Below are 21062 nucleotides of genomic sequence, written 5' to 3'. Positions count from 1 at the left end.
CCATGGCTTGTTTTATGTGGATTATGTTACATCCGCTCCGGCGCGGATACGCCAACTAGGCGTAAAACGTTAGCAAGAGAGATACGTACGGCAGCCAGCAAGGCAAGGCGCGCATGAGACTGCTCGACATCCTCTGTGATGACGCGCTCTGCTCTATAGTAGCTGTGGAACTGGGAGGCCAGCTCATATACGTAACGGATGAGGCGATGCGGCGCATATTGCGCGGCAGCTTCCGTAATTTCCTGCGGCAGCTCGCCGATTTTACGCAGGAGGTCGAACTCGCCTTCCGCTGTCAGCTTGCTGAACTGAATCTCGTCGGCCGGTTTCAGCGCCAAGCCCTGCTCCTCGGCTTGCCTGAAGATGCTGCAAATACGGGCATGCGCGTATTGTACATAAAACACCGGGTTCTCATTGGAAGTCGAGATAGCGAGGTCCATATCGAAATCAAGATGCGAATCCATGCTCCGCATGGAGAAGAAATAACGGATCGCATCAATGCCGACCTCGTCCATCAGATCCTGCATCGTCACGGCTTTCCCCGTACGCTTGGACATCTTCATTTTCTCGCCGTTCTGGAACAGGCTCACCATCTGAGCGATTAAGACGGTCAGCTTCTTCGGATCATTGCCGAGCGCCTCCATGGCCGCCTTAACGCGCGGAATGTAGCCATGGTGATCGGCTCCCCATATGTTGATCATTTGATCGAATCCACGACCGTATTTGTCCCGGTGATAAGCAATATCCGGCGTCAAATACGTATATGAGCCGTCATTTTTTACGAGCACGCGGTTTTTGTCGTCACCGAAGGTCATTGTCGAAAGCCAGGTTGCGCCTTCTTCCTCATAGACATGCCCTGTCGCTTTCAACGCTTCAAGACCTTGCTCGACTTGCCCGCTTTCGTAAAGCGCGGTCTCGCTGTACCATACGTCGAATCCTACGCGGAACCTCCCTAGATCCCGTTTGATCTTGTCGAGCTCACGCTCCAATCCGAATTGCCGGAAAAACGCAAACCGCTCTTGATCAGGCAGTTCCAGCAGTTTGTCGCCTTCTTGCTCTACCAGCAGCTTTGCAAAACCAATAATATCTTCGCCGTAGTATCCGTCCTCCGGCATGTCCGCTGCTTGTCCCAGTGCTTGACGATAACGCGCCTCAATTGAGACTGCGAGATTCTCTACCTGCTTGCCGGCGTCATTGATATAGTACTCCCGCGTCACTTCGTAGCCTGCGTAATCAAGCACATTGCATAGTGCGTCGCCTACAGCAGCACCGCGTGCATGGCCAAGGTGCAGACTGCCTGTCGGGTTCGCGCTCACGAATTCGACCTGTACGCGTTTACCGTTGCCTACCAACGTCCGGCCGTAGTTTTCGCCTGCTTCAATTGCCGCGGCTACTACGGGATAAAGATAGCTGTTATCCATGCGGAAGTTGATAAAGCCTGGTCCTGCAATCTCAGCAGACTGAATCGATGCTTCCTTCGTATTCAAATGCTCGATAATCGCCTCTGCGATTTGGCGAGGATTTTTCTTCGCCAGCTTCGTTAGCTGCATAGCTGCGTTTGTCGCCAAATCGCCATGCGTTTTGTCCTTCGGCACTTCGATTACGAACGCGGGAAGCTCTTCCCGCGACGCAAGTCCTGCCGCTACCGCTGCATCCGCGATAGCTGCCTTAACCTGCTCGTACATGTTTTCCAATACATTTGCGCTCATTGATTTTTATCCTCCTGTATATGGAGCCTGATATGGAAACGGCCCGACTTTTGTTCTCCTACATGCATCTCGTATTCCCACTCCAGCGTAAAAGGCAGCCGATCCGGCAGCGATTCATCGTTCCTGCCCGGATTGTCAGGCTCCTTCAGCGATAGCTGCAGCGTATCCGTTTCAAGTGTAAACGAGGTCATCGAAGATTGATATTTCCCCGTTCTTCGGAGACCGGGCACGAACAGCTGCTCCGACTCAATCACGCCGCGCCTCGTAATAGACAGCTCGCCCTGCCTATATTTCACGAGCGTTCGCACCTCGCCGGCGTTCGGATCGCCTTCTACAGCGGGCTCAACGTATCGGATAAAGATGGACCGCTCCTTGCGGAACCATTCGCCCCCATAAACGTGAACGTGCGAGCTTCCATCCTGCATGCTCTCCAATGTAATTCGCACTTTCCTGTTCTCTGCCATTATCTTGCTCCTGTTATCAGTCTAATCTTATGTAACTACTATATACAGGTAGACTCCTAATTTCAACGATAGAACGCGGTTAGTTTGTCGCATATGGCACGATGGCGCTCCATGCGCCTACGCGATCCTCCAGCGTTCGCATTTTTGGTGTAGGAATCGGACTGGAAGAAGGAAGCTTCAGCAGCGTGATTTGCTTAAAGCTCTCATGCCCCCGATAAAACTTATGAAAGGTGTCATATGCCTTCGCTCCGTTAAAAGCAAAACAGCGCAGCTCCGGATAATCAGCAACAAGCTCCGGCAATTTCTGCGGCACTTCCGCGCGTATATTCACGTCCAAGCTGCCTTCACGCTCGCAGGACTCAATGACGTCCCAAAGCGCTAAACGATGCTCTTTTAGAAAAGCAAGGCGGTTTTCATACACGGGGTCCATATCCGAATCATTGAACAATCGATATATAATCCGCCACATAAAGTTTTGAGGATGCCCGTAAAACTGCTGGTGCTCAAGTGATTTCACGCTTGGTGCCGTCCCTAAGATAAGCACGCGCGCACGTTCATCAATAACGGGGGGAAACGAATATATGCGCATAATGATTCTCCTTTATGTTCGTTCTTACTAAGATTCATGCAATAGAAGTTCATTAAATCCCTGTTTAGTGTACACATTGGAATCTTTCCTTAATCTTATAAACGCCAGATCAGACCGGCGAGCCGTATCAGAAAATATCAAAGAGGCTGTCCTCCTCCGGCATTTCGCCTTTTGCGACAGCCGCATTGGATCAACGGACGCTACGGTTAGGCTGAAGCTGTCGTGATTCGAATCTCATATATTAGCTTGTGTTCTTCAGATAATTATAGCACGTCGACTTCAGCTGCTCTTTAAGCTTTAAGCTCATCCGCCGTGCGAACAAGCAGAATGCTCATTCGATGATTTCGAAAGTGAATGGCGAATCTTGTCGAACGAATCAGGGCAATGCAAAAAACCGCTCGGCTGCTGCCGGCGGTTATGATCTTTATCGCCTTTATGAGGTGAGGTACATATATTGAAGCTTCTCCCGATCTGCCGGGGTGAGACCCAGCCCCTGCTCCCAGTATTGCTCGAAACCGCCATAGCGCGCGTCGATTTCATCAAAGGATGCCTGCAGATACGCCGGCCTTGCTTCCATGAGCGCTTGCGCTACTTCAGGCGAGAGCCTGCTTATCATCGACGAATGAGCTTGGCTAGCGCCCTGCATTTGCTCTTTGAAGCGATCGGCGAACATATTCGTCATTGCATAGTCATTCAGAACCGTGCTGCGCGGAACGCCTATCGCTTGCAGGATGACAGCAGACACAAAGCCCGTTCTGTCCTTGCCTGCCGCGCAGTGGAATAAGGCTGGAGCCCCGCCGCCCTCGATCAGCTTTTGCAGAATAATAGCCGTAATCTCTGTGTTGCTCACCATATGGCGGTTCATATCAACCAGCATCGATTCCGTTATGTCATTCATTGCTGCCATCAGATCCGGATTGGCAGTCGGCATGAAGGACAAATTATCATTCCGTTCCGAACCAATTTGCGGGCTCGGGCTAAGCGCGACCTCTGCGGCCGTGCGCAAATCACAAATCCATTGAATGCCCAGCTCCTGCAGATAAGGCAAGTCGCTTTGCGACAAGCGCGACAAGTCAGCCGAGCGGAACAGCGCGCCCCATTTCACTCTTCTTCCATCCTCTGTTACGTATCCGCCCATATCACGGAAGTTCAGAGCACCCTCCAGCGGCAACACGCGATCCGCAACGGCTATGATCATGCTCTCGCTGAACTTGACATAATAATAGCCTCTCGCGTTCGGCTTTGGATCCTGGAACGTCCACTGGCTCCCCTGCGTTACGACCGCGATGAGATGCGACTCTGCTTCATTAAATGTAGGAGCTGCGCTTCTGTAAATAGCAACCTTCTCCAGTTTGACCGGCGGATGCCATGAAACTTGAATTTGATTTTGTCCGATACGCACCATTTTTAATTCGATCGACTGAGCGTTGATTTCCGTCTGTTGAAGATTCATCCTTGCTCTCTCCCTGTCTTTGAGAACATGCCGCGTTAGGCACGCTTTCTCATTTTTAATTTAAGTCGGTTAGACACAATCTCCACGCTGAACACCATCAGGAAAATAACAAGGCCTACGAATAACGCCTGGTCAAAATGATAGCTTCGCATCGCATGCGTCAGCTCAAATCCGATACCGCCCGCGCCAACCGCGCCTAATATCGTCGATTCAGCAAGATCCCCCTCAAAACGCATGACGCACCATGCAAGCAGTGCCGACAAGGCACAAGGCAGCACCCCTTGCAGCACGATTTGCAGCCAGCTTGCCCCTGTAGCACGCATGGCCTCGATAACCCCTTCATCTACTTCCTCAAGCGACTGGGCGAACACCTTGATCAACCCGCCGACCGCATGCACCATAATCGCAAGCACTCCGGGCAGCGGCCCCATGCCAACCGCAACGATAAAAATCAGCGCCCATATTAGCGTCGGAATGGCCCTAAGCAGAGAAGCAAAGCTGCGAATCAGCCAGCTAACCATTTTGTTAGGCGCGATGTTGTCGGCTGCCAGAAAGGCGAGAAAGAAAGCAATGACAATACCAATAACGGTGCCTAGTATCGCAACCTGAATCGACTCCACGGCAGCCAGCAGCACATGCTTCCACTGCGAGGCATCAGGAGGGAACATAAGACCTACTGTCTTCGCGAACTTCCCGATTCCCGGCAGCAAGCGGCTGTAATCGAGCTGCAGCTGAACCAGGCTGAAGACAAAAAACAATGCAGCGAATATACCGTACAGCTTGAGCGTCCGATTCCTTTTTGATTGAATCCGCACACTTCGCGCCGGCCTTGCCTCCTGCTTGGATAATTCATCCGGCCGTATCACAGTAGCCATTAAATAATCCGCTCCCTAATCCGATTCGTCATAAATTCCGTCACGAGTACAATGGCCAGAACAAGAAGCACGGCCATGCTTACTTCTTTGTATTGGAACAGCTTCAGCCCCGACTGAATCGTAAAGCCTAATCCGCCACCGCCTACCATGCCCACAATCGTGGACGCCCTAACGTTAATTTCAAGATTATAAAGCGACCAGCCAACAAAGCTTGGCAGAAACTGCGGAAGCACCGCTTGTGTCATGACCTGCGCATAGCTGGCGCCCGTTGCCCGCAGCGCTTCTACCTGTCCCATATCAATTTCCTCCAACGACTCCGCAAAACAGCGCACCAGCATCCCAATTGACACAATAATGAGCGATAATGTACCGACTAGCTTGCCGAGGCCAAAGGAAGCAACGAGCAGAATCGTCCAAATAATAACCGGGATATTGCGAAACAAAGCCGAGGAAGCACGGAGCCCGATTTGCAGAATAGGATGCGGCGACGTCGTCGCTGCGGCAAAAATCGACAGAAAACCCGCTACGACTGCGCCAATGACCATGGCTACGAAGCTCATATAGATCGTATCAAGTGCCGGCTCGATCAATCCAGGGAATGAAGCTGCTTCGGGCGGCATTAAATCGACGAACAAAAATGTTGCGCCATCGCCAATGCCGCCCCAGAGCGCGCCTGGTGTGAAGTCCGTGCCAACCGCAGACCAAACGGTCAGCGCAGCCAAGAACAGGGCTATGACGATGAGTTGATTCCGCTTGCTGCGCTTTACCATCCGAAGCTGCTCTGCGTTCATGCTTATGCCGTCTCCTTCTGCTGCCTATTAATAGGTTCCTCATGCGCTATGTTAGCTTTCTTATTCTGGTTATATATAAGATCAATCATATCGTCGGTCAGTTGCTCCGGCGTGCCGTCAAACACCTTTGTTCCTTTGTAGATGCCTATAATGCGAGTCGCGTATTTTTTGGCCATATCGACCTGATGAAGATTGCACACGCAGGCAATGCCGTCCTCCTTGCAAAAGGTATACAAGCTGTTCATGACGATATCCGACGACGCTGGGTCCAGGCTTGCTATCGGTTCATCTGCCAAAATCAGCTTCGGCTTCTGCGCGAGCGCTCTAGCGATCCCGACCCGCTGCTGCTGTCCGCCGCTAAGCTCGTCAGCTCGCTTATGCACTTGTTCGCCTAGACCTACTCGCTCCAAAAGTCGAGTCGCCTCCCGCACATCCGACTTGGCGTACATGCCGAGCGCCCCCCGCCAGCTGCTCATATAGCCGAGCCTGCCATGTAGGACATTGGTGAGAACGGACACACGCTCAACCAAGTTAAATCCTTGGAAAATCATGCCCATTTCCCGGCGTATGCGCTGCAAACTGCGATTGCCCGCTCCGATTGTATCTGTTCCTTGGAACAGCACCTTGCCCGAGGACGGCTGTACCATCTGGTTCAAGCATCTGAGCAGCGTACTCTTACCCGCTCCGCTCGGTCCAATCACGACGATGAATTCGCCTGCTTCCACCTGCATATCTATACCGCTTAACGCAGCCGTACCGTCGGCGTACACCTTTTTCAAGTTCTCAACCTGAAGCAATGCCATGTCACTTATCCTCCTTCATCCTCGCTCGATCTCTATTTCAGCATTTCCTCTGGCGACATCTCAAGCAGCTTCGCTACCTCGCGAACGCCATCGAATTCCGAATCCTCCGCAGGGAAGAAGCCGGCTGCTCCCATCGCTTTGAAATACTCCTGATGCTCCTTGCTGTAGCCAAGCGCGAACTCGCGCATTTTCTCAACAAGATCCTCCGGCAAGCCATCGCGGTAGGATAACGCTCCGCCACCCGCAATCGGGTCAGATTCCGCAATAACGCGTACGTCTTCTTCTTTAATCAAACCAGCATCCGCAATCATTTTGATACACTGGCTGCATGTGGCTGCCCCATCGGCATCGCCATTCGCAATGGCAAGGAGCGATTTGTCATGACCGCCAGAGAACGATACGCTGCTGAAGTAGGTTTCGATCTCGTCTTTGGTGATGCCCAGCTTCTTCATTAATGTCGCACGCGGATACAAATGTCCGGTCGTAGAAGCCGGATCAGCGAACAAGAAGCTCTTGCCCTTCAAATCTTCAACCGTTTGGGCCGGGGAATCCTTCGGCACGACGATTACGCTGGTGCCTTCGGTACCGGGACCGTTGTTCATCGCGGCGAGCAGCTTGGCACCGCTTCTCTCAACCGCAATGATGTAACCGAAGGGGCCAAACGTCGTAACATCTATTTTTTTGGAGCGCATCGCTTCAATCATCATATTGTAGTCCTCGCCCTCGAACGTCTCCACCTTGATGCCAAGATACTCGCCAAGATCCTTGGCAAATTGATCAGCGTTTCGGGAGGATTCACCATCCTCCATGGGAAGACTTCCAATTCGCAGCACTTCCGGCCATTTAGTCGAGGCTGACGCTTCTTCCGCGTTCGTTTTCCCATCCGCACTTACGCTGCCGTTATCCGTGTCGTTCGATTTCTGCCCGCACCCTGCAAGCACCAACATTAACGCTGTTATCACAAGAGCCATGTGTACACCTGTTTTCTTTAGCACCGTATAGCCTCCTATTTTCTATTAAACATTCATCTGGTACACAACTAGAATACAAGTTGAATGTCAATGCAATGTTCGCGCAGTTTTGAGATATTGTTAAATTCGAATTCATATTGCGGAGGGGAAAGCAGGACTGTTAAGATGGGGTTAACCAAATGAAAAGCAATTATGAACGTGAAAGGAAGCAACGCCATGACATCGCAATCGCTCATGAATACGGCATACACGACACTGCGTCAGAGAATCGTAGGCGGAAGCCTGATGCCAGGAACGCTATTATCGGAAAACGAACTGGCAGAGGAACTGCAGATGAGCCGCACGCCCATCCGGAACGCCATTACCCATTTGGAATCGGAGGGCTTCGTCGTCTCGCTCAAAAACCGCGGCGTGCTGGTAAAGGAAATCAGCGGCAAAGAAATGCTTGATATGTATGAAGCGATGATGTCCTTGCTCGTCTACGCCATAGACGTTAAGACGGAAAGAAACAGCAGCATAGACATGGCGAAGCTGGAGGATTGCTTGGAGCATCAATTCAAAGCGGAGCAAGAAGATGATTATTTCACGTATATCCAAAACAACTTTATGTTTAATCGCATCATCGTATCCTCTATCAACAACCACGCGATGATTGCAATTATGGACATGTACGTCGATAAATTGGCTATGGCCTCTTATATCAATTACAAATTAACCCCTCATATTAAGCATTATTCGGCCAACAAGCTGAACAAATCGATTTATGACGCCTTGAAAGCTGGGGACGATGAAGAAGCCAAGCTTATGGCGAAGGGTGCTTATGTATACGCGCGCAGCCGCATGTTCGACAACGGACGTTTCTAACGACTGCATCAACACACAAAGGCTTCGCCTCCATGCGGAATGTTTACCGCTGGCGGCGAAGCCTTTTTCGAATATATGGTGTATAGCGAACGACTATTTCAAAAAGCCAAGCAGCATCTCGCGGATAACCTTAGCCGCTACGATCTGCGTTTGCTCCGTCGGATCATAGGCAGGCGCTACCTCAACGAGGTCGAATCCGACAATGTTCACGCCGGAACGGGCGATCGCATGGACTGATTCGATCAGCTCTTTCGACGTAATGCCGCCTGCTTCTGCCGTACCTGTACCAGGCGCTGCAGAAGGATCAAGCACATCGATATCGATGGTCAGGTAAACAGGACGGCCTTCAAGCTCAGGAAGCACCTTTTTCAAAGGCTCCAAAACCTCGAATGGATGGAAATTAATGTTCTCGCGCGCATATTGCCATTCCTCGCGGGAGCCTGAACGGATACCGAATTGGTAAATGTTCTGACCGCCCATTAGGCCAGCTGCTTTGCGAAGCGGCGTAGAGTGCGATAATGGCTCGCCTTCGTACGATTCGCGCAGATCCGCGTGTGCGTCGAAATGGATGATCGCCAGATCAGGGTATTTCTTGTACACCTCTTGGAAAATCGGCCATGAAACGAGGTGCTCGCCGCCGAGTCCAACGGGGATTTTGCCATCGTCCAAGACGCCGCGTACGAATTCACCGATAATTTCAAGGCTGCGTGCTGCGTTGCCGAACGGAAGCAGCAGATCGCCAGCGTCGAAATATTCAATATCCTCCAGGCTGCGGTCTAGGTAAGGGCTGTACTCTTCAAGTCCGATGGACACTTCGCGAATGCGCGGAGGCCCGAATCGGGAGCCTGGGCGGAAGCTGACCGTGAAATCCATCGGCATGCCATAGATGACCGCTTTGGAGGCTTCATAGTTGTCCGAGCTCAGAATGAAGACATTGCCGGAATATTTTTGATCCAATTTCATGAGGGCTTGTCCTCTCTTTCGTATAGCGTAGCCGCTGGTTACTTAATCAGGTCTTCAACGAATTTCGGCAGCACGAAAGCTGCTTTGTGAAGGCGCGGCGTGTAGTATTTGGTATCGATTTCCGGAATGGCTGTCTCGTCAACAGCTGTCGGATCATATTTCTTGCTGCCCATTGTGAACGTCCAAAGGCCGCTCGGGTAGGTTGGAATATTAGCGCCGTATACGCGAACGATCGGGAATACTTCCTTCACGTCTTTGTTTACGCTTTGGATCAGGTCAGCCTTGAACCAAGGGTTGTCCGTTTGCGCAACGAAAATGCCGTCTTCCTTCAAGGATTCGTAGATGCCTTGGTAGAAGCCTTTCGTAAACAGGTTGGCAGCAGGGCCAACTGGCTCTGTGGAATCAACCATGATGACGTCATACGTATTTTTATGATCATGAATATGCATAAAGCCGTCGTTCACAAGCACTTCAACGCGCGGGTTGTCGAGCTCGCCAGCGATGGATGGCAAGTATTTTTTGGAGTACTCGATTACTTTACCGTCGATGTCGACCAGAACAGCCTTCTTCACCTTCGGGTGCTTCATTACTTCACGAATGACGCCGCCATCGCCGCCGCCTACTACTAGCACGTTCTCCGGGTTCGGGTGCGTGAAAAGAACAGGATGCGCAACCATCTCGTGGTATACGAACTCATCCTTAACTGTAGTCATAACCATGCCGTCAAGCACGAGCATCGTTCCGAACTCTTCCGTTTCGATCATATCCAGCTGTTGAAAATCCGTTTGTTCATTTACATAAGTTTTCGTAATCTTCGCCGTAATGCCGAAGCTATCTGTTTGTTTTTCCGTATACCACAATTCCATGTCGTAAAATCCCTTCTTTCCTTCAATCGTTCAACCTGTATTATATGCAAATTATTCATTCACTACAAGTATTCCTTGGCACGCTTTTTATTAAGGTTTTCCGAACGTTTCAATGGTTGTTCGATTCTCGATTGCGCTATACCTGTCTTTGAAAGTACTGCCTCTATGCAAAAAATGTTAGATTTGAACGTTGGCCGTTTGCAGCTGTTCGGTTAGCGAAGCTTCATATGAAGAGCTCGGCGAATCGGTCCCGCGTAAGCTTCAGCAAAGCCTCAACTGACGTGTACCCGCTGCTGCAATCTACCTTGAACTATTTTGTGAAGATCTTGGCATGGTCCTCTCTTCAACCGCGTCGCCCCTGTCCCTCCTTGTTACACGGATCGGGTTGTGAATTAGCTAAGTGCAAACCATTAAGTTTCTCTTTCAACACTCCTATTTGCCAACATCATCTAACAAATATTTGCACGAATACGCGCGGCGTATGAATAGGGAGCTTCCCCTTTTTCCATACTAAGGAAAAGCGAAGCATTGCATTGAAGGGAGTCCGCTCCATGACCAAATCATCCAAACGGCAGCGCAAGACATGGCGTCGGCCTGCTTTTCCCATGCTATCCGAGAAGTTCCTTCCCCAAATCCTGCACATGAGAAAATGGCTTCGATGGTCGATTGCCGCAGTCTGCCTGCTTTTCCTCCTTATGGCTGGCACGCTGATCTACCTTCGTACACAATCGCTTCCGGTAACTGCCATTAGCCAAACCTCACAAATAGTTGATTTGCAAGGCAACGTCATTGATACTTTTCATGCGGGTGAAAACCGGCGCTCCGTTCAGCTCTCGGACATTAACCACTATCTCCTCGACGCGACGCTCGCCATTGAGGATAAGCGTTTCTATGAGCATCGGGGTTTCGATATGAAGGGCATGGCGCGTGCGGTTGTCGTCAACGTGCAAAGCCTCTCTAAACGGCAAGGCGCAAGCACGCTCACCCAGCAGCTTGCACGCAACCTGTATTTAACGCATGAGAGAACCTGGCAGCGCAAAATGAAAGAGGCCATGTATACGGTTCAGCTCGAAATGAGCTACTCCAAGGATGAGATTCTTGGCATGTACTTGAATCAAATTTATTACGGACACGGCTCCTATGGCATTGAAGCAGCGTCCATGATGTACTTCAACAAGCATGCCTCCGAGCTATCGCTGGCGGAAAGCGCTATGCTGGCCGGGATTCCGAAAGGGCCCAAATATTATTCTCCTTATTTGAATATGAAAAACGCCAAAGATCGCCAGCTGACCATTCTGCAAGCGATGCTCGAGGGCGGATCCATTACATCCGAGCAAGCGGATGCCGCTTATGCCGAGGTTTTAGCTTTTCAGCCGCTTGGAACGGGCTCCCATGAAGGGTTCGCACCGTATTTCCGCGATTACATCCGATATATTGCCGTCGACAAGCTTGGGATCAATGAGCAGCTGCTGAACGAAGGCGGCATTACGATCTATACGACACTGGATCCCGAAGCACAGTCAACCGCCGAGGAGGTTATCGCCGAAGGTATTCCCGAGAGCTCCGAGCAGCAGGCTGCTCTTATCGCTATCGATCCGCGGAATGGGTACATTAAAGCAATGGTTGGCGGCAGAGACTACAAGCAGAACCAATATAACCGCGTATTCGCCAAAACAAGACAGCCGGGCTCTTCCTTTAAGCCTTTTCTATATCTCACTGCGCTGCAAAGCGGTTATATGTCGCCAATTACTAAATATAAAAGCGAGCCGACGATCTTTACTTACGATGAAGGCCGCAAAACCTATGAACCCCGCAACTACGGCGATAAATATGTCAATGAGCTCATTGATATGCGCAAGGCGATGGCAAGCTCAGACAACATTTATGCCGTCAATACGATCATGACCGTAGGCGCTGACAAGGTTATTGAAACGGCGAGAAAGCTCGGCATTGACAGCCCCATGCAGCCCGTGCCATCCCTTGCATTAGGCACATTCCCTGTCAGTCCCTTCGAGATGGCCTCAGCCTTTGGGACATTTGCCAGCGGCGGCCTGCGGATTGAGCCTACTGCGATTATTCGCATCGAGGATCGTAAAGGTCAGGTATTATATGAAGCGAAATCTGAGACCGAGCAAGCTATCACGCCTGCCGAGGCCTATGTGATGACCAGCTTGCTCGAGAGTGTGTTTGATGAAGGAGGTACCGCGCATCGTGTATCTTCTATTATTAAGCGCCCAGTCGCAGGCAAGACAGGCACAACGTCTACGGATGCGTGGCTAGTCGGTTATACGCCTGAGCTTGCCACGGCCGTATGGGTCGGTTACGACAAAGACCGCAAGCTTACTGTTGCCGAGGCATACCGCGCAGCTCCGATCTTCGCCAAATTTACGGAGCAGACGCTAGCCAGCGTGCCGCCGAAGATCTTTCCAATCCCTGACGGTGTCGTTAATCTATTCATCGAGCCCGCCAGCGGCAAGCTTGCGATCGGCGATTGTCCGGATAAGCGGCTGGAGAGCTTTTTAATCGGTACGGAGCCTACCGAGGTTTGCGGCAAGCCCGCCTCAGCAAACGAGAGCGGTAACGATGGTACCAAAGACGGCAGCAAAGGAGCCGGAGGACATTCCTGGTGGACTGATCTGAAGCGGTGGTGGACAGACTAATGGAGCAGAAGCCTTTTGGGCAAATGTAAGGCTTCTGCCTACTGCCGATCATGCTGCCAGCCGTGACCTTTGCACATTTTTGTCCGATTTATGATCAAAAAGTGAATTTTCTTTGAACAAAAGCATAGTGTTGTGGTATAGTAAACATAAGAAAACACTTACAATTGACCGGGAGTGTTCAATATGACAACAAAAACAGCAACTATTAGCCAAGTTCAACATTCAAAATCAGATGTCAAGCGTCTTGTCAAGGCAATGACCGCCATTGCATGGGTCGTTCTAGCCGTTGGCGTTCTGCTTAGCCTCGTTAATCTAAGCCATTTCAGCGATCGAAATGTTGGGCTCATGGTCGGCATCGGGTTCCTAATCGGCAGCGTTCATATTTATGTAATTGGTACAGCGATTGGACTCGTTCATGCTCGCCTAAACCAAGAACAATCAACGAATCATTCGGACATGGAGTGACATCAAGCTTCAGTTCAAAATTACTTCATTAAATAGACAGCTCCGCTCGGCTAATGCCAAGCGGAGCTGTCTATTTGTATGTAAGGAAAGGACAGGCTTCTCCATGACTTTCCTAATCCTCAACTTTTATGTCCGGCATGAGACAAATCACGGCCTTTTGGGTAATGATAGGTATGAGGATACTTGGATTTGAATGCCTTCATTTTAACAGTTGTCTAAGCCGTGAACTTTGTATTACAGAATAAAGACGAATTATTGACGTAATTGTTAACCCCGCAGTTATTCGCTTGAAGATCTGTTATTGTAGTCGTAAGCAGTAATTTTGAGGAGTTGAACTGATGATGAGACCGTTTCTTCGTGTGCTGACACCCGTATTTATTATGCTAATGGCCGTATTGCTTTCCGGCTGCGGCGAGCAGTTTATTGTGCTCGATCCCAAGGGGCCAATCGGCGAGTCTCAAAAAGATTTAATTTATTTCTCAACCATATTATGCGCGGTCATTATTGTGCCCGTACTCATCCTGACAGCTGTTATCGTCTGGCGCTATCGCGATAAGCCCGGCAGCAAGGCTTCCTATAAGCCGAACTGGGAACACAGCACGAAGCTTGAGATTACTTGGTGGAGTATTCCGATTGTAGCGATTCTCATTCTTGCGATCGTTACCGTTAAATACACGTACGCGCTCGAGCCTTCCAAACCGATTGAATCGGCCAAGGCACCGATTACGATTCAAGTAACATCACTGGATTGGAAATGGTTGTTCAAATATCCGGAGGAGGATATCGCGACCATCAATTATATTAAAATACCGGAAGACGTGCCGATTAAGTTCCAGCTTACCTCCGATACGGCAATGAACTCCTTCTGGGTACCACAGCTTGGCGGCCAAATTTATTCCATGTCTGGCATGGCGATGACGCTCTTCCTGCAAGCGGATGAGCAAGGCAGCTATTACGGTTCAGGCGCAAACTTTACGGGCAAGGATTTCGCGAAAATGACGTTTAAAGTCGACGCCACTTCCGAGGAAGACTATAAAGCTTGGGTCAATGAGGTGAAAGCAACTTCTCCTGCCCTTACTATGGAAGGCTTTGAGAAATTGACGGAGCCAAGCACATCTGAAGTGCAGCTATTCTCCAGTTTCCCTGAAGGCTTGTTCCAAAAAGTAGTCATGCAATATGTAAACGGCGGCGGCGGAGCTCACCAGCATCATGGCAGCAGCGAGACAGAAGCCTCCGGCACGACAGATACAGAGGCCGCTCCAGCGGATACGACTGAGTCCCATGACCACCATGCCAGTAATACGGATTCAAATACTCATGCGGGCCATTAACCCGCTAACAAGCGAATGCTTAAGAAGCGAGTTTGTTCCACAAACTTTTAGGAGGACCCCTCATGTTAGACAAAATTAAAGAATTCGCATCCGAATTTTTCGTCACTGGCGATCCGCTTATTCTAGGGGCTCAAGTGTCCATCGGCTTGTCGCTCGTCGCGATCATATTCGTGCTTACGTTCTTCAAAAAATGGCGCTGGCTCTGGACCGAATGGTTGACCAGCGTCGATCATAAGAAAATCGGCATTATGTATATCATCGCATCCATCCTTATGCTGTTCCGCGGCGGCGTGGATGCACTGCTCATGCGGGTTCAGCTTGCCGCCCCAGAGGTGGAGTTCCTGCAGCCTGAGCATTACAATCAGATATTCACCACGCACGGCGTTATCATGATTTTGTTCATGGCGATGCCACTGATGTTCGGTTTGTTCAATATCGTCGTTCCGCTCCAGATCGGGGCACGCGACGTTGCCTTTCCGTTCCTGAACTCCTTAAGCTTCTGGATGTTCTTCTTCGGAGCCATGCTGTTCAACGTATCATTCATTATCGGCGGATCGCCGGATGCAGGCTGGCTGGCTTACCCGCCGCTGTCAGAGCTTTCGGGCAGTCCAGGTCTCGGTCAGGATTTCTATATCTGGGGTATCCAAATCTCGGGTATCGGCTCCTTGGCAACCGGTATTAACTTTGTCGTCACGATTCTAAAAATGCGCGCACCAGGCATGAAGCTTATGCAGATGCCAATGTTCGTATGGTCCGTACTGTCATCTTGTATTACGATCATGTTCGCCTTCCCGATCTTGACCGTAACCTTATTCCTGCTATTCATTGACCGCTATCTTGGCGCGCATTTCTTCACGCTCGACGGCGGCGGCAATCCGATGATGTACATCAACCTCATCTGGATGTGGGGACATCCCGAGGTATATATTGTTATTCTGCCAGCGTTCGGTATATTCTCCGAGATCGTATCGGCTTTCTCTAAGAAAAAATTGTTCGGCTACAAATCAATGGTATTCGCCCTTATGTCCATCAGCTTCTTCTCCTTCTTTACTTGGGCGCATCACTTCTTCACCATGGGCTCCGGGGCCAACGTTAATGCGTTTTTCGCTTTGACGACGATGCTCATTGCCATCCCTACCGGGGTCAAAATATTCAACTGGCTGTTCACGATGTACCGCGGCCGAATTACATTCACGACGCCAATGATGTGGACGATTGCCTTCATACCGTGCTTTGTCGTGGGCGGTATGACCGGCGTGCTGTTATCCGTGGCGCCAGCAGATTTCCAGTTTCATAACAGCTATTTCTTAATTGCGCATTTCCATCAGGTACTGATCGGCGGCGTCGTGTTCGGATACTTCGCAGGCCTTTACTACTGGTGGCCAAAAATGTTCGGTTTCCGCCTTCATGAAGGCCTTGGCAAATGGGCTTTCTGGTTCTGGAACATCGGCTTCTACGTCTGCTTCATGCCGCAGTACGCACTTGGTCTAATGGGAATGACGCGCCGCTTCAACGCCTATGACTTTGATATGGGCTGGCAGCCGCTTAACGTCGTTTCCACTGTCGGCGCATTCTTGATGGGTATCGCATTTATTTTCCAAGTGTGGCAGATTGCCCATAGCATTCGATTCTTCAAAAAAGAAAAAGACGGTGACGCATGGGATGGCCGCACGCTTGAATGGTCTATTCCGTCACCTGCGCCGCTCTATAACTTCGCCCGCTTGCCGCAGGTTACAAGCCAAGACGAGTGGTGGGAAGAGAAGCAGCGCATTGCGAACGGCCAGCCTGCCAAGCCATTGGCACCGCTTGAGCCGATCCATATGCCGAAAAACTCCGGCATCCCGTTCATCATGTCGCTCTGCTGGTTTACGGCCGGCTTCGGCTTCGTATGGGATTGGCTGTGGATGGCCATACCAGGCCTGATCGGCGTAGCCATATGCATGCTCGCCCGTTCGTTCTCCTATGATACCGATTATTATATTCCGGTGGATGAGATTGAACGTACGGAAGCCGCATTAAGGGGGACAAAATAATGGCACATGCAGTATCCAACCCGGCAGGAGCACATGGCGGACACGGCGACGGTCACCATGAGGAGCATCACGATCAAGAATCGATGAAAATGTTTGGCTTCTGGCTGTTTCTCATAACAGACGTTATTCTATTCGGTACCTTATTCGCCACCTTCGTCGTCCTCCGTCTCAATACAGACGGAGGCCCGACAGGCGCAGAGCTGCTTGAGATGAACGGGATTATTATCTCGACCTTCATCCTGCTAACAAGCAGCTTCACGAGCGGAATTGCGGTGCTTGAAATGAACAAAGGCAATAAGCGCGGGCTAATCTTGTGGCTTGCTATCACCGCCTTGCTCGGTGCTTCCTTTATTTTTCTTGAGGTTAACGAGTTCATCCATTTGGTGCACGAGGGCGCGAATATCGGCACCAGTGCTTACTGGTCCGCATTTTTTGTTCTAGTTGGCACGCACGGACTTCACGTTTCGGTCGGCCTTGTGTGGATGATTGCGCTTATGCTTCAGCTTAGCCGCCGGGGAATTACTCCCGTTACGAAGCGCAAGGTCGGCATCATCAGCTTGTACTGGCATTTCTTGGACGTCGTTTGGATTTTCGTATTCACTATCGTTTATTTGATGGGGGTGATGTAGGATGTCGAACCATAACTCACATGGTCATGATGCGCAGCACGAGTCTCATGGCGGCTCAATGAAGTCCTATGTCATCGGCTTCCTGTTCTCCATCATTCTGACGATAATCCCGCTCGTCGTCGTCATGAATGACATGCTCGGCAAAACAGCGACTACCGTGCTCATTCTCATCATGGCCATTCTGCAGTTCGCCGTTCAGCTTATCTTCTTCATGCATATCCGCGATGAAGAGAAGCCTCGCTTTAACCTAATGGCGCTCATTTTTGGTCTCGTGATTCTGCTCACGATCGTAGTCGGCTCCATTTGGATTATGACCTACAATGCCGTTGGCTAACGCCAACTGAGCTTAATAAGACCGTACCGAAGTCATTGCGACTGGTACGGTCTTTTTCGTTCATTACAAGGCCTCCCACTGTTCTATAATGGCTATAACCAAACTCTCCCTAGCATCTTCCGCAATAAATATGCCACAATCTCCCTATACACGAATTAACTAAAATCATGAGGTGATCCAGATAGCCATTATTCTTCGCCCTTTGCAGCTGCCGGGTGACTACGAGCAGCTAGCCCAGTTACTGAATCAAGTGTGGTCGGAGCCGACCACCGCGCAGCGCCTTCTAGAAGACGATCAGAAGTTATATGAAGTAGGACACACGTGGATGGACGAGACTGGACTGCTTGGCGGGTACGACCGAGAGCGCCAAGCAGCCGTTAACGAGCACGGAGAAATCGTAGGTTTTGCATGGTCTTGGCGGGCGCCATGGACAGAGCCCGGCTACCTGTGCAACACCCTCATTGTAGATGAAGCTTACCGCAATCGCGGTATAGGCGGCTTGCTGCTGCGCCATATCACACAATGGGCATTGAAGCTCGGTGCAGCCGCGCTGCTCGCAGAGGTGTGGGACGACAATGCGGAGGCTAGACAATTCGCGACCAAACGCGGCTTTGCGATTGAACGCCATGCCTTCCAATCGCTGCTTCAGCTCGATTCCGAAGAAAGCCGTTACGCCGCTCTTAAGCCAGAACAGCCCGATCTGCGCTTTCTCACCCTTGCCGACGAGCCGGGCGAGGAAAGCGAGCATAAGCTTTATGCGCTGTATAAGGAATCGTTAGTTGATATTCCAGGATTTATAGGCGAGGTGCCTGCCTATGAAGAATGGCTCAAATGGTACCTGCGAGTCGACGGCTACGCTCCCGAACGGGTAATAATAGCAGCAGACGGCAATACATTTGTCGGCGTAACCAACGTGCTGCATAATCTTCAAACGAACGGCATGTATCACGAATATACGGGCGTGAGCCGCGAATATAGAGGCAGAAAAGTCGCTCTGGCCTTGAAGATAAAAGCGATTGAGCTTGCCCACGAGCATGGGGCTTCCTACATTCGAACCGATAACGATTCGTTGAATGCGCCCATCCTCTCCATTAATCGCAAGCTAGGCTACGTACCTCTGCGCGGCTCTTACCGAATCCTCGCTCCTCTTGAGACCGTAATAGCGAGTCTGGATCAACAAAGCCCGCTTCATAAGAGTGTATAATGACCAATTCTACAAAAGAGCGTGTAGTAACCAACCCTAAAACGTACAGTTCCACACACCTACACGAATGAGAGTTGCAGGCCATGGCCATTTTCTCAGTGACCGATAAAGCAAAAAGACCTTGGAGAGAATGAGAATTCCCCAAGGTCTTTTACTCGCTATTTGAGCCAGCATTAACGCCCTTTCTCCACTACCTCAACGCCCTTCGGCACAATCAAAGTCAGCCTAGTATCAACCGAATCAGAGATGAGCCCGCCATCACGCCGATCGACCGCACCGACCATAACATACATGGTTGTGCCAACGATATCGGTTTGCATGATTTTGCTGTCCAGCCGCTCCAGCTTCTCCGAAGAGCGATAGCGAACTTGGCCAATGAGCTGCAGCTCCCGAGCAGCCGTCTGGTCAAATTCAATCCCATCCCATGCTTGCACGACGATCTTATTGATATCCGCAGGCACCTTTACCGTTTTGGTCTCGATGAATGCCGTACGCTGCGTCATATTCAGTCCTCTTTGCAGCTCATCGAATAGTCCCGTGGACATGAGAAGGGCAAGCCCTAAGCTCACCGTTCCGATTGCACCAACAAAAAACACACTCATCCAATCGTAGCGAACGACCGTACGATTGCTATTCGAAAACTTCAAATAAAGCAGCAGCTCAGCTCCGAGCATAATAAATACAACCGGAGCCACCCACATAAGCACCTCGAATGCCTCCATGTCCTGCCACAGCGATACGGCGAGCGCCGTACCGATGAGGATCAACGTTACACCCATGGATAGGGAGCCTACGCGCCATGTTCGGACATTTACCGGCTCATGAACGGCTGCTTGAGCTGCATGCGGCGGGATTATCGAGTTCAATGCGACTCCTCCTCACGCCTTGGAATATGCGACTTTGGCAGCTCAGGCGGCTTTCCTCTGAATATATCAGTGGATGCTCGATTGCCGAAGGCAAGGCGCAAACCTACAATAATCATTATAAAAGCAACGACAGCAGTCGGAACCATGTATTTCACCTGCATATATTGATTGTACAGCTGACTCGAGAAATGAGATGTAACCTCGGCAGCGACACGGTCCATTAAGTAATAAACACCGAATCCGAGCAGCCCGATCCCAAACCATCTTTGATAAGGAACCAGCTGCGTAAGGACTGGCTCGTCCGTAAGCTCCTCCCGCTCGTAATGAGAAGCCTGCTGCAGAGCATCAAAGAACGCATAACACCAGAACAGCGGGAGCAGGAAGAAGAACAGCGACAGTCGCAGATTGTCCATAATGAAAATGGTCAGTAGAAAACCGCCCATTAGCTGCAGCCCTCGTTTTTGCAGACCCAAATAAAGATGTCCCGCTCCTGGGAAAATAGATAGTGCAATCGCCAGCACCTTGCTCTTGCGTCCAGAAGCGATATACGATTCCATATCCTCGAAGATAGCCCGATCCATAAGAAGCTCGCCGCGATGCTTGGCATTCAGCTGGCTTATCGCATCGAACATGCTGTAGATCCAAATCACGGGCAAAGCAAGCAGAAATACAAGCAGCTCTCCTCTATGAATAATCGCACTCAGAAATACGATGATCGCAAACCATCCGATAAAGGAAATAAGTATCGTAATGCCGCGCTGCATAAGGCCCATATTCATATGGCCCAGTCCAGGTACGAAGGAGAACAGGATCGTTCTCGTTCTCTCTCTTTGCTGCTCAAGCGCAAGCGGTACGAATCCTGGACCGAAGTGATCGGCAGGGTGTTCGAAAGGATGCTGAACCGCCTGCGGCGATACGCCTTTGCCAACTAGCAGCGTAAACAGCATATCCATCATGTTCACGATCCATGTGAGGAGCGCCACGAAAACCAAGAAAAACATAAACCCGTCGTCCATGCTAGCGCCGGTAATCGCAATAAGCAGCATCAGACCAAGTGAGCCAAAAAATCCACCACCGTACAGCACTGCGCGTACGGGACGATTGATATATCCATGCCCGACACCAGGCAGAAATGCGAGTAAAAATGCCAATAATGGGCTTTTGTTCATGCTGTATCATTCCTTTCTATTATGGT

20 protein-coding genes are annotated in these 21062 nt (G+C 50.5%); 8 read left to right on the top strand and 12 right to left on the bottom strand.

Annotated elements, in window-relative coordinates; all coding sequences use genetic code 11:
• Window positions 1–26: 26 nt before the first annotated feature.
• From argS to AB4Z29_RS30085, 8 genes are all read right to left on the bottom strand, one after another.
• A complete protein-coding gene (gene argS, locus AB4Z29_RS30120; RefSeq protein ID WP_441946602.1) occupies window positions 27–1706 on the bottom strand; it encodes an arginine--tRNA ligase in 1680 nt (559 codons plus the stop codon).
• The gene (locus AB4Z29_RS30115) at window positions 1703–2170 is read right to left on the bottom strand and encodes a DUF1934 domain-containing protein (RefSeq protein ID WP_441946601.1); all 468 of its coding nucleotides are present in this window, start codon (window positions 2168–2170) and stop codon (window positions 1703–1705) included. Before AB4Z29_RS30115 ends, argS begins: the two co-directional genes overlap by 4 nt.
• 79 nt (window positions 2171–2249) lie before the next feature.
• Window positions 2250–2759 (bottom strand): DNA-deoxyinosine glycosylase, encoded by a 510-nt coding sequence (locus tag AB4Z29_RS30110; RefSeq protein WP_441946600.1) that lies wholly within the window; start codon window positions 2757–2759, stop codon window positions 2250–2252.
• A gap of 433 nt (window positions 2760–3192) precedes the next feature.
• Complete coding sequence (locus AB4Z29_RS30105; RefSeq protein WP_441946599.1) at window positions 3193–4212, bottom strand: tyrosine-protein phosphatase; 1020 nt, start codon at window positions 4210–4212, stop codon at window positions 3193–3195.
• Window positions 4213–4247: 35 nt separating this feature from the next.
• Window positions 4248–5087 carry a phosphonate ABC transporter, permease protein PhnE gene (phnE, locus tag AB4Z29_RS30100; RefSeq protein WP_441946598.1) on the bottom strand — a complete coding sequence of 280 codons (840 nt, stop codon included), beginning with the start codon at window positions 5085–5087 and terminating at the stop codon, window positions 4248–4250.
• Window positions 5087–5878 (bottom strand): phosphonate ABC transporter, permease protein PhnE, encoded by a 792-nt coding sequence (gene phnE / locus AB4Z29_RS30095; RefSeq protein WP_441946597.1) that lies wholly within the window; start codon window positions 5876–5878, stop codon window positions 5087–5089. Before phnE (AB4Z29_RS30095) ends, phnE (AB4Z29_RS30100) begins: the two co-directional genes overlap by 1 nt.
• A gap of 2 nt (window positions 5879–5880) precedes the next feature.
• Entirely contained in the window at window positions 5881–6681 is an 801-nt protein-coding gene (gene phnC / locus AB4Z29_RS30090) for a phosphonate ABC transporter ATP-binding protein (RefSeq protein WP_441946596.1), read from the bottom strand.
• A gap of 32 nt (window positions 6682–6713) precedes the next feature.
• Window positions 6714–7676 carry a phosphate/phosphite/phosphonate ABC transporter substrate-binding protein gene (locus AB4Z29_RS30085; protein ID WP_441946595.1) on the bottom strand — a complete coding sequence of 321 codons (963 nt, stop codon included), beginning with the start codon at window positions 7674–7676 and terminating at the stop codon, window positions 6714–6716.
• 192 nt (window positions 7677–7868) lie between these two features.
• Here AB4Z29_RS30085 and AB4Z29_RS30080 point away from each other — a divergent pair, with 192 nt between their 5' ends.
• Entirely contained in the window at window positions 7869–8516 is a 648-nt protein-coding gene (locus AB4Z29_RS30080) for a GntR family transcriptional regulator (protein WP_441946594.1), read from the top strand.
• 93 nt (window positions 8517–8609) lie between these two features.
• Here AB4Z29_RS30080 and speB read toward each other — a convergent pair whose 3' ends face one another.
• Entirely contained in the window at window positions 8610–9479 is an 870-nt protein-coding gene (speB, locus tag AB4Z29_RS30075) for an agmatinase (RefSeq protein WP_076271583.1), read from the bottom strand.
• A gap of 38 nt (window positions 9480–9517) precedes the next feature.
• Complete coding sequence (gene speE, locus AB4Z29_RS30070) at window positions 9518–10345, bottom strand: polyamine aminopropyltransferase (protein WP_183571079.1); 828 nt, start codon at window positions 10343–10345, stop codon at window positions 9518–9520.
• Window positions 10346–10896: 551 nt separating this feature from the next.
• Between speE and AB4Z29_RS30065 the strand changes: the two genes are divergently transcribed.
• The 7 genes from AB4Z29_RS30065 to AB4Z29_RS30035 all read left to right on the top strand — a co-directional run bounded on the left by AB4Z29_RS30065 (window position 10897) and on the right by AB4Z29_RS30035 (window position 19001).
• Window positions 10897–13005, top strand: a complete 2109-nt coding sequence (locus AB4Z29_RS30065; protein ID WP_441946593.1) for a transglycosylase domain-containing protein — start codon at window positions 10897–10899, stop codon at window positions 13003–13005.
• A gap of 183 nt (window positions 13006–13188) precedes the next feature.
• Window positions 13189–13470, top strand: a complete 282-nt coding sequence (locus tag AB4Z29_RS30060; protein WP_441946592.1) for a hypothetical protein — start codon at window positions 13189–13191, stop codon at window positions 13468–13470.
• Between the two features lie 341 nt (window positions 13471–13811).
• On the top strand, window positions 13812–14801 hold the full coding sequence (gene cyoA / locus AB4Z29_RS30055) for a ubiquinol oxidase subunit II (protein WP_441946613.1): 990 nt from the start codon (window positions 13812–13814) through the stop codon (window positions 14799–14801).
• A gap of 62 nt (window positions 14802–14863) precedes the next feature.
• Window positions 14864–16834 (top strand): cbb3-type cytochrome c oxidase subunit I, encoded by a 1971-nt coding sequence (locus AB4Z29_RS30050; protein ID WP_183571087.1) that lies wholly within the window; start codon window positions 14864–14866, stop codon window positions 16832–16834.
• Window positions 16834–17463 carry a cytochrome o ubiquinol oxidase subunit III gene (gene cyoC, locus AB4Z29_RS30045; protein WP_441946591.1) on the top strand — a complete coding sequence of 210 codons (630 nt, stop codon included), beginning with the start codon at window positions 16834–16836 and terminating at the stop codon, window positions 17461–17463. Before AB4Z29_RS30050 ends, cyoC begins: the two co-directional genes overlap by 1 nt.
• A 1-nt stretch (window position 17464) precedes the next feature.
• Window positions 17465–17797: a cytochrome o ubiquinol oxidase subunit IV gene (gene cyoD, locus AB4Z29_RS30040; RefSeq protein ID WP_441946590.1), complete on the top strand. Its 333-nt coding sequence runs from the start codon at window positions 17465–17467 to the stop codon at window positions 17795–17797.
• Between the two features lie 172 nt (window positions 17798–17969).
• Window positions 17970–19001: a GNAT family N-acetyltransferase gene (locus AB4Z29_RS30035; RefSeq protein WP_441946589.1), complete on the top strand. Its 1032-nt coding sequence runs from the start codon at window positions 17970–17972 to the stop codon at window positions 18999–19001.
• Between the two features lie 173 nt (window positions 19002–19174).
• Here the strand turns inward: AB4Z29_RS30035 and AB4Z29_RS30030 are convergent, their stop codons facing one another.
• Both AB4Z29_RS30030 and AB4Z29_RS30025 read right to left on the bottom strand, forming a co-directional pair.
• Window positions 19175–19867 carry a hypothetical protein gene (locus AB4Z29_RS30030; protein ID WP_441946588.1) on the bottom strand — a complete coding sequence of 231 codons (693 nt, stop codon included), beginning with the start codon at window positions 19865–19867 and terminating at the stop codon, window positions 19175–19177.
• Entirely contained in the window at window positions 19864–21036 is a 1173-nt protein-coding gene (locus tag AB4Z29_RS30025) for a hypothetical protein (RefSeq protein WP_441946587.1), read from the bottom strand. The genes AB4Z29_RS30030 and AB4Z29_RS30025 overlap by 4 nt, the downstream gene beginning before the upstream one ends.
• Between the last annotated feature and the right edge of the window lie 26 nt (window positions 21037–21062).

Source organism: Paenibacillus sp. 2TAB23, assembly GCF_052115165.1.
Classification (GTDB): domain Bacteria; phylum Bacillota; class Bacilli; order Paenibacillales; family Paenibacillaceae; genus Pristimantibacillus.
This window is presented reverse-complemented; position numbering and strand designations above follow the sequence as displayed.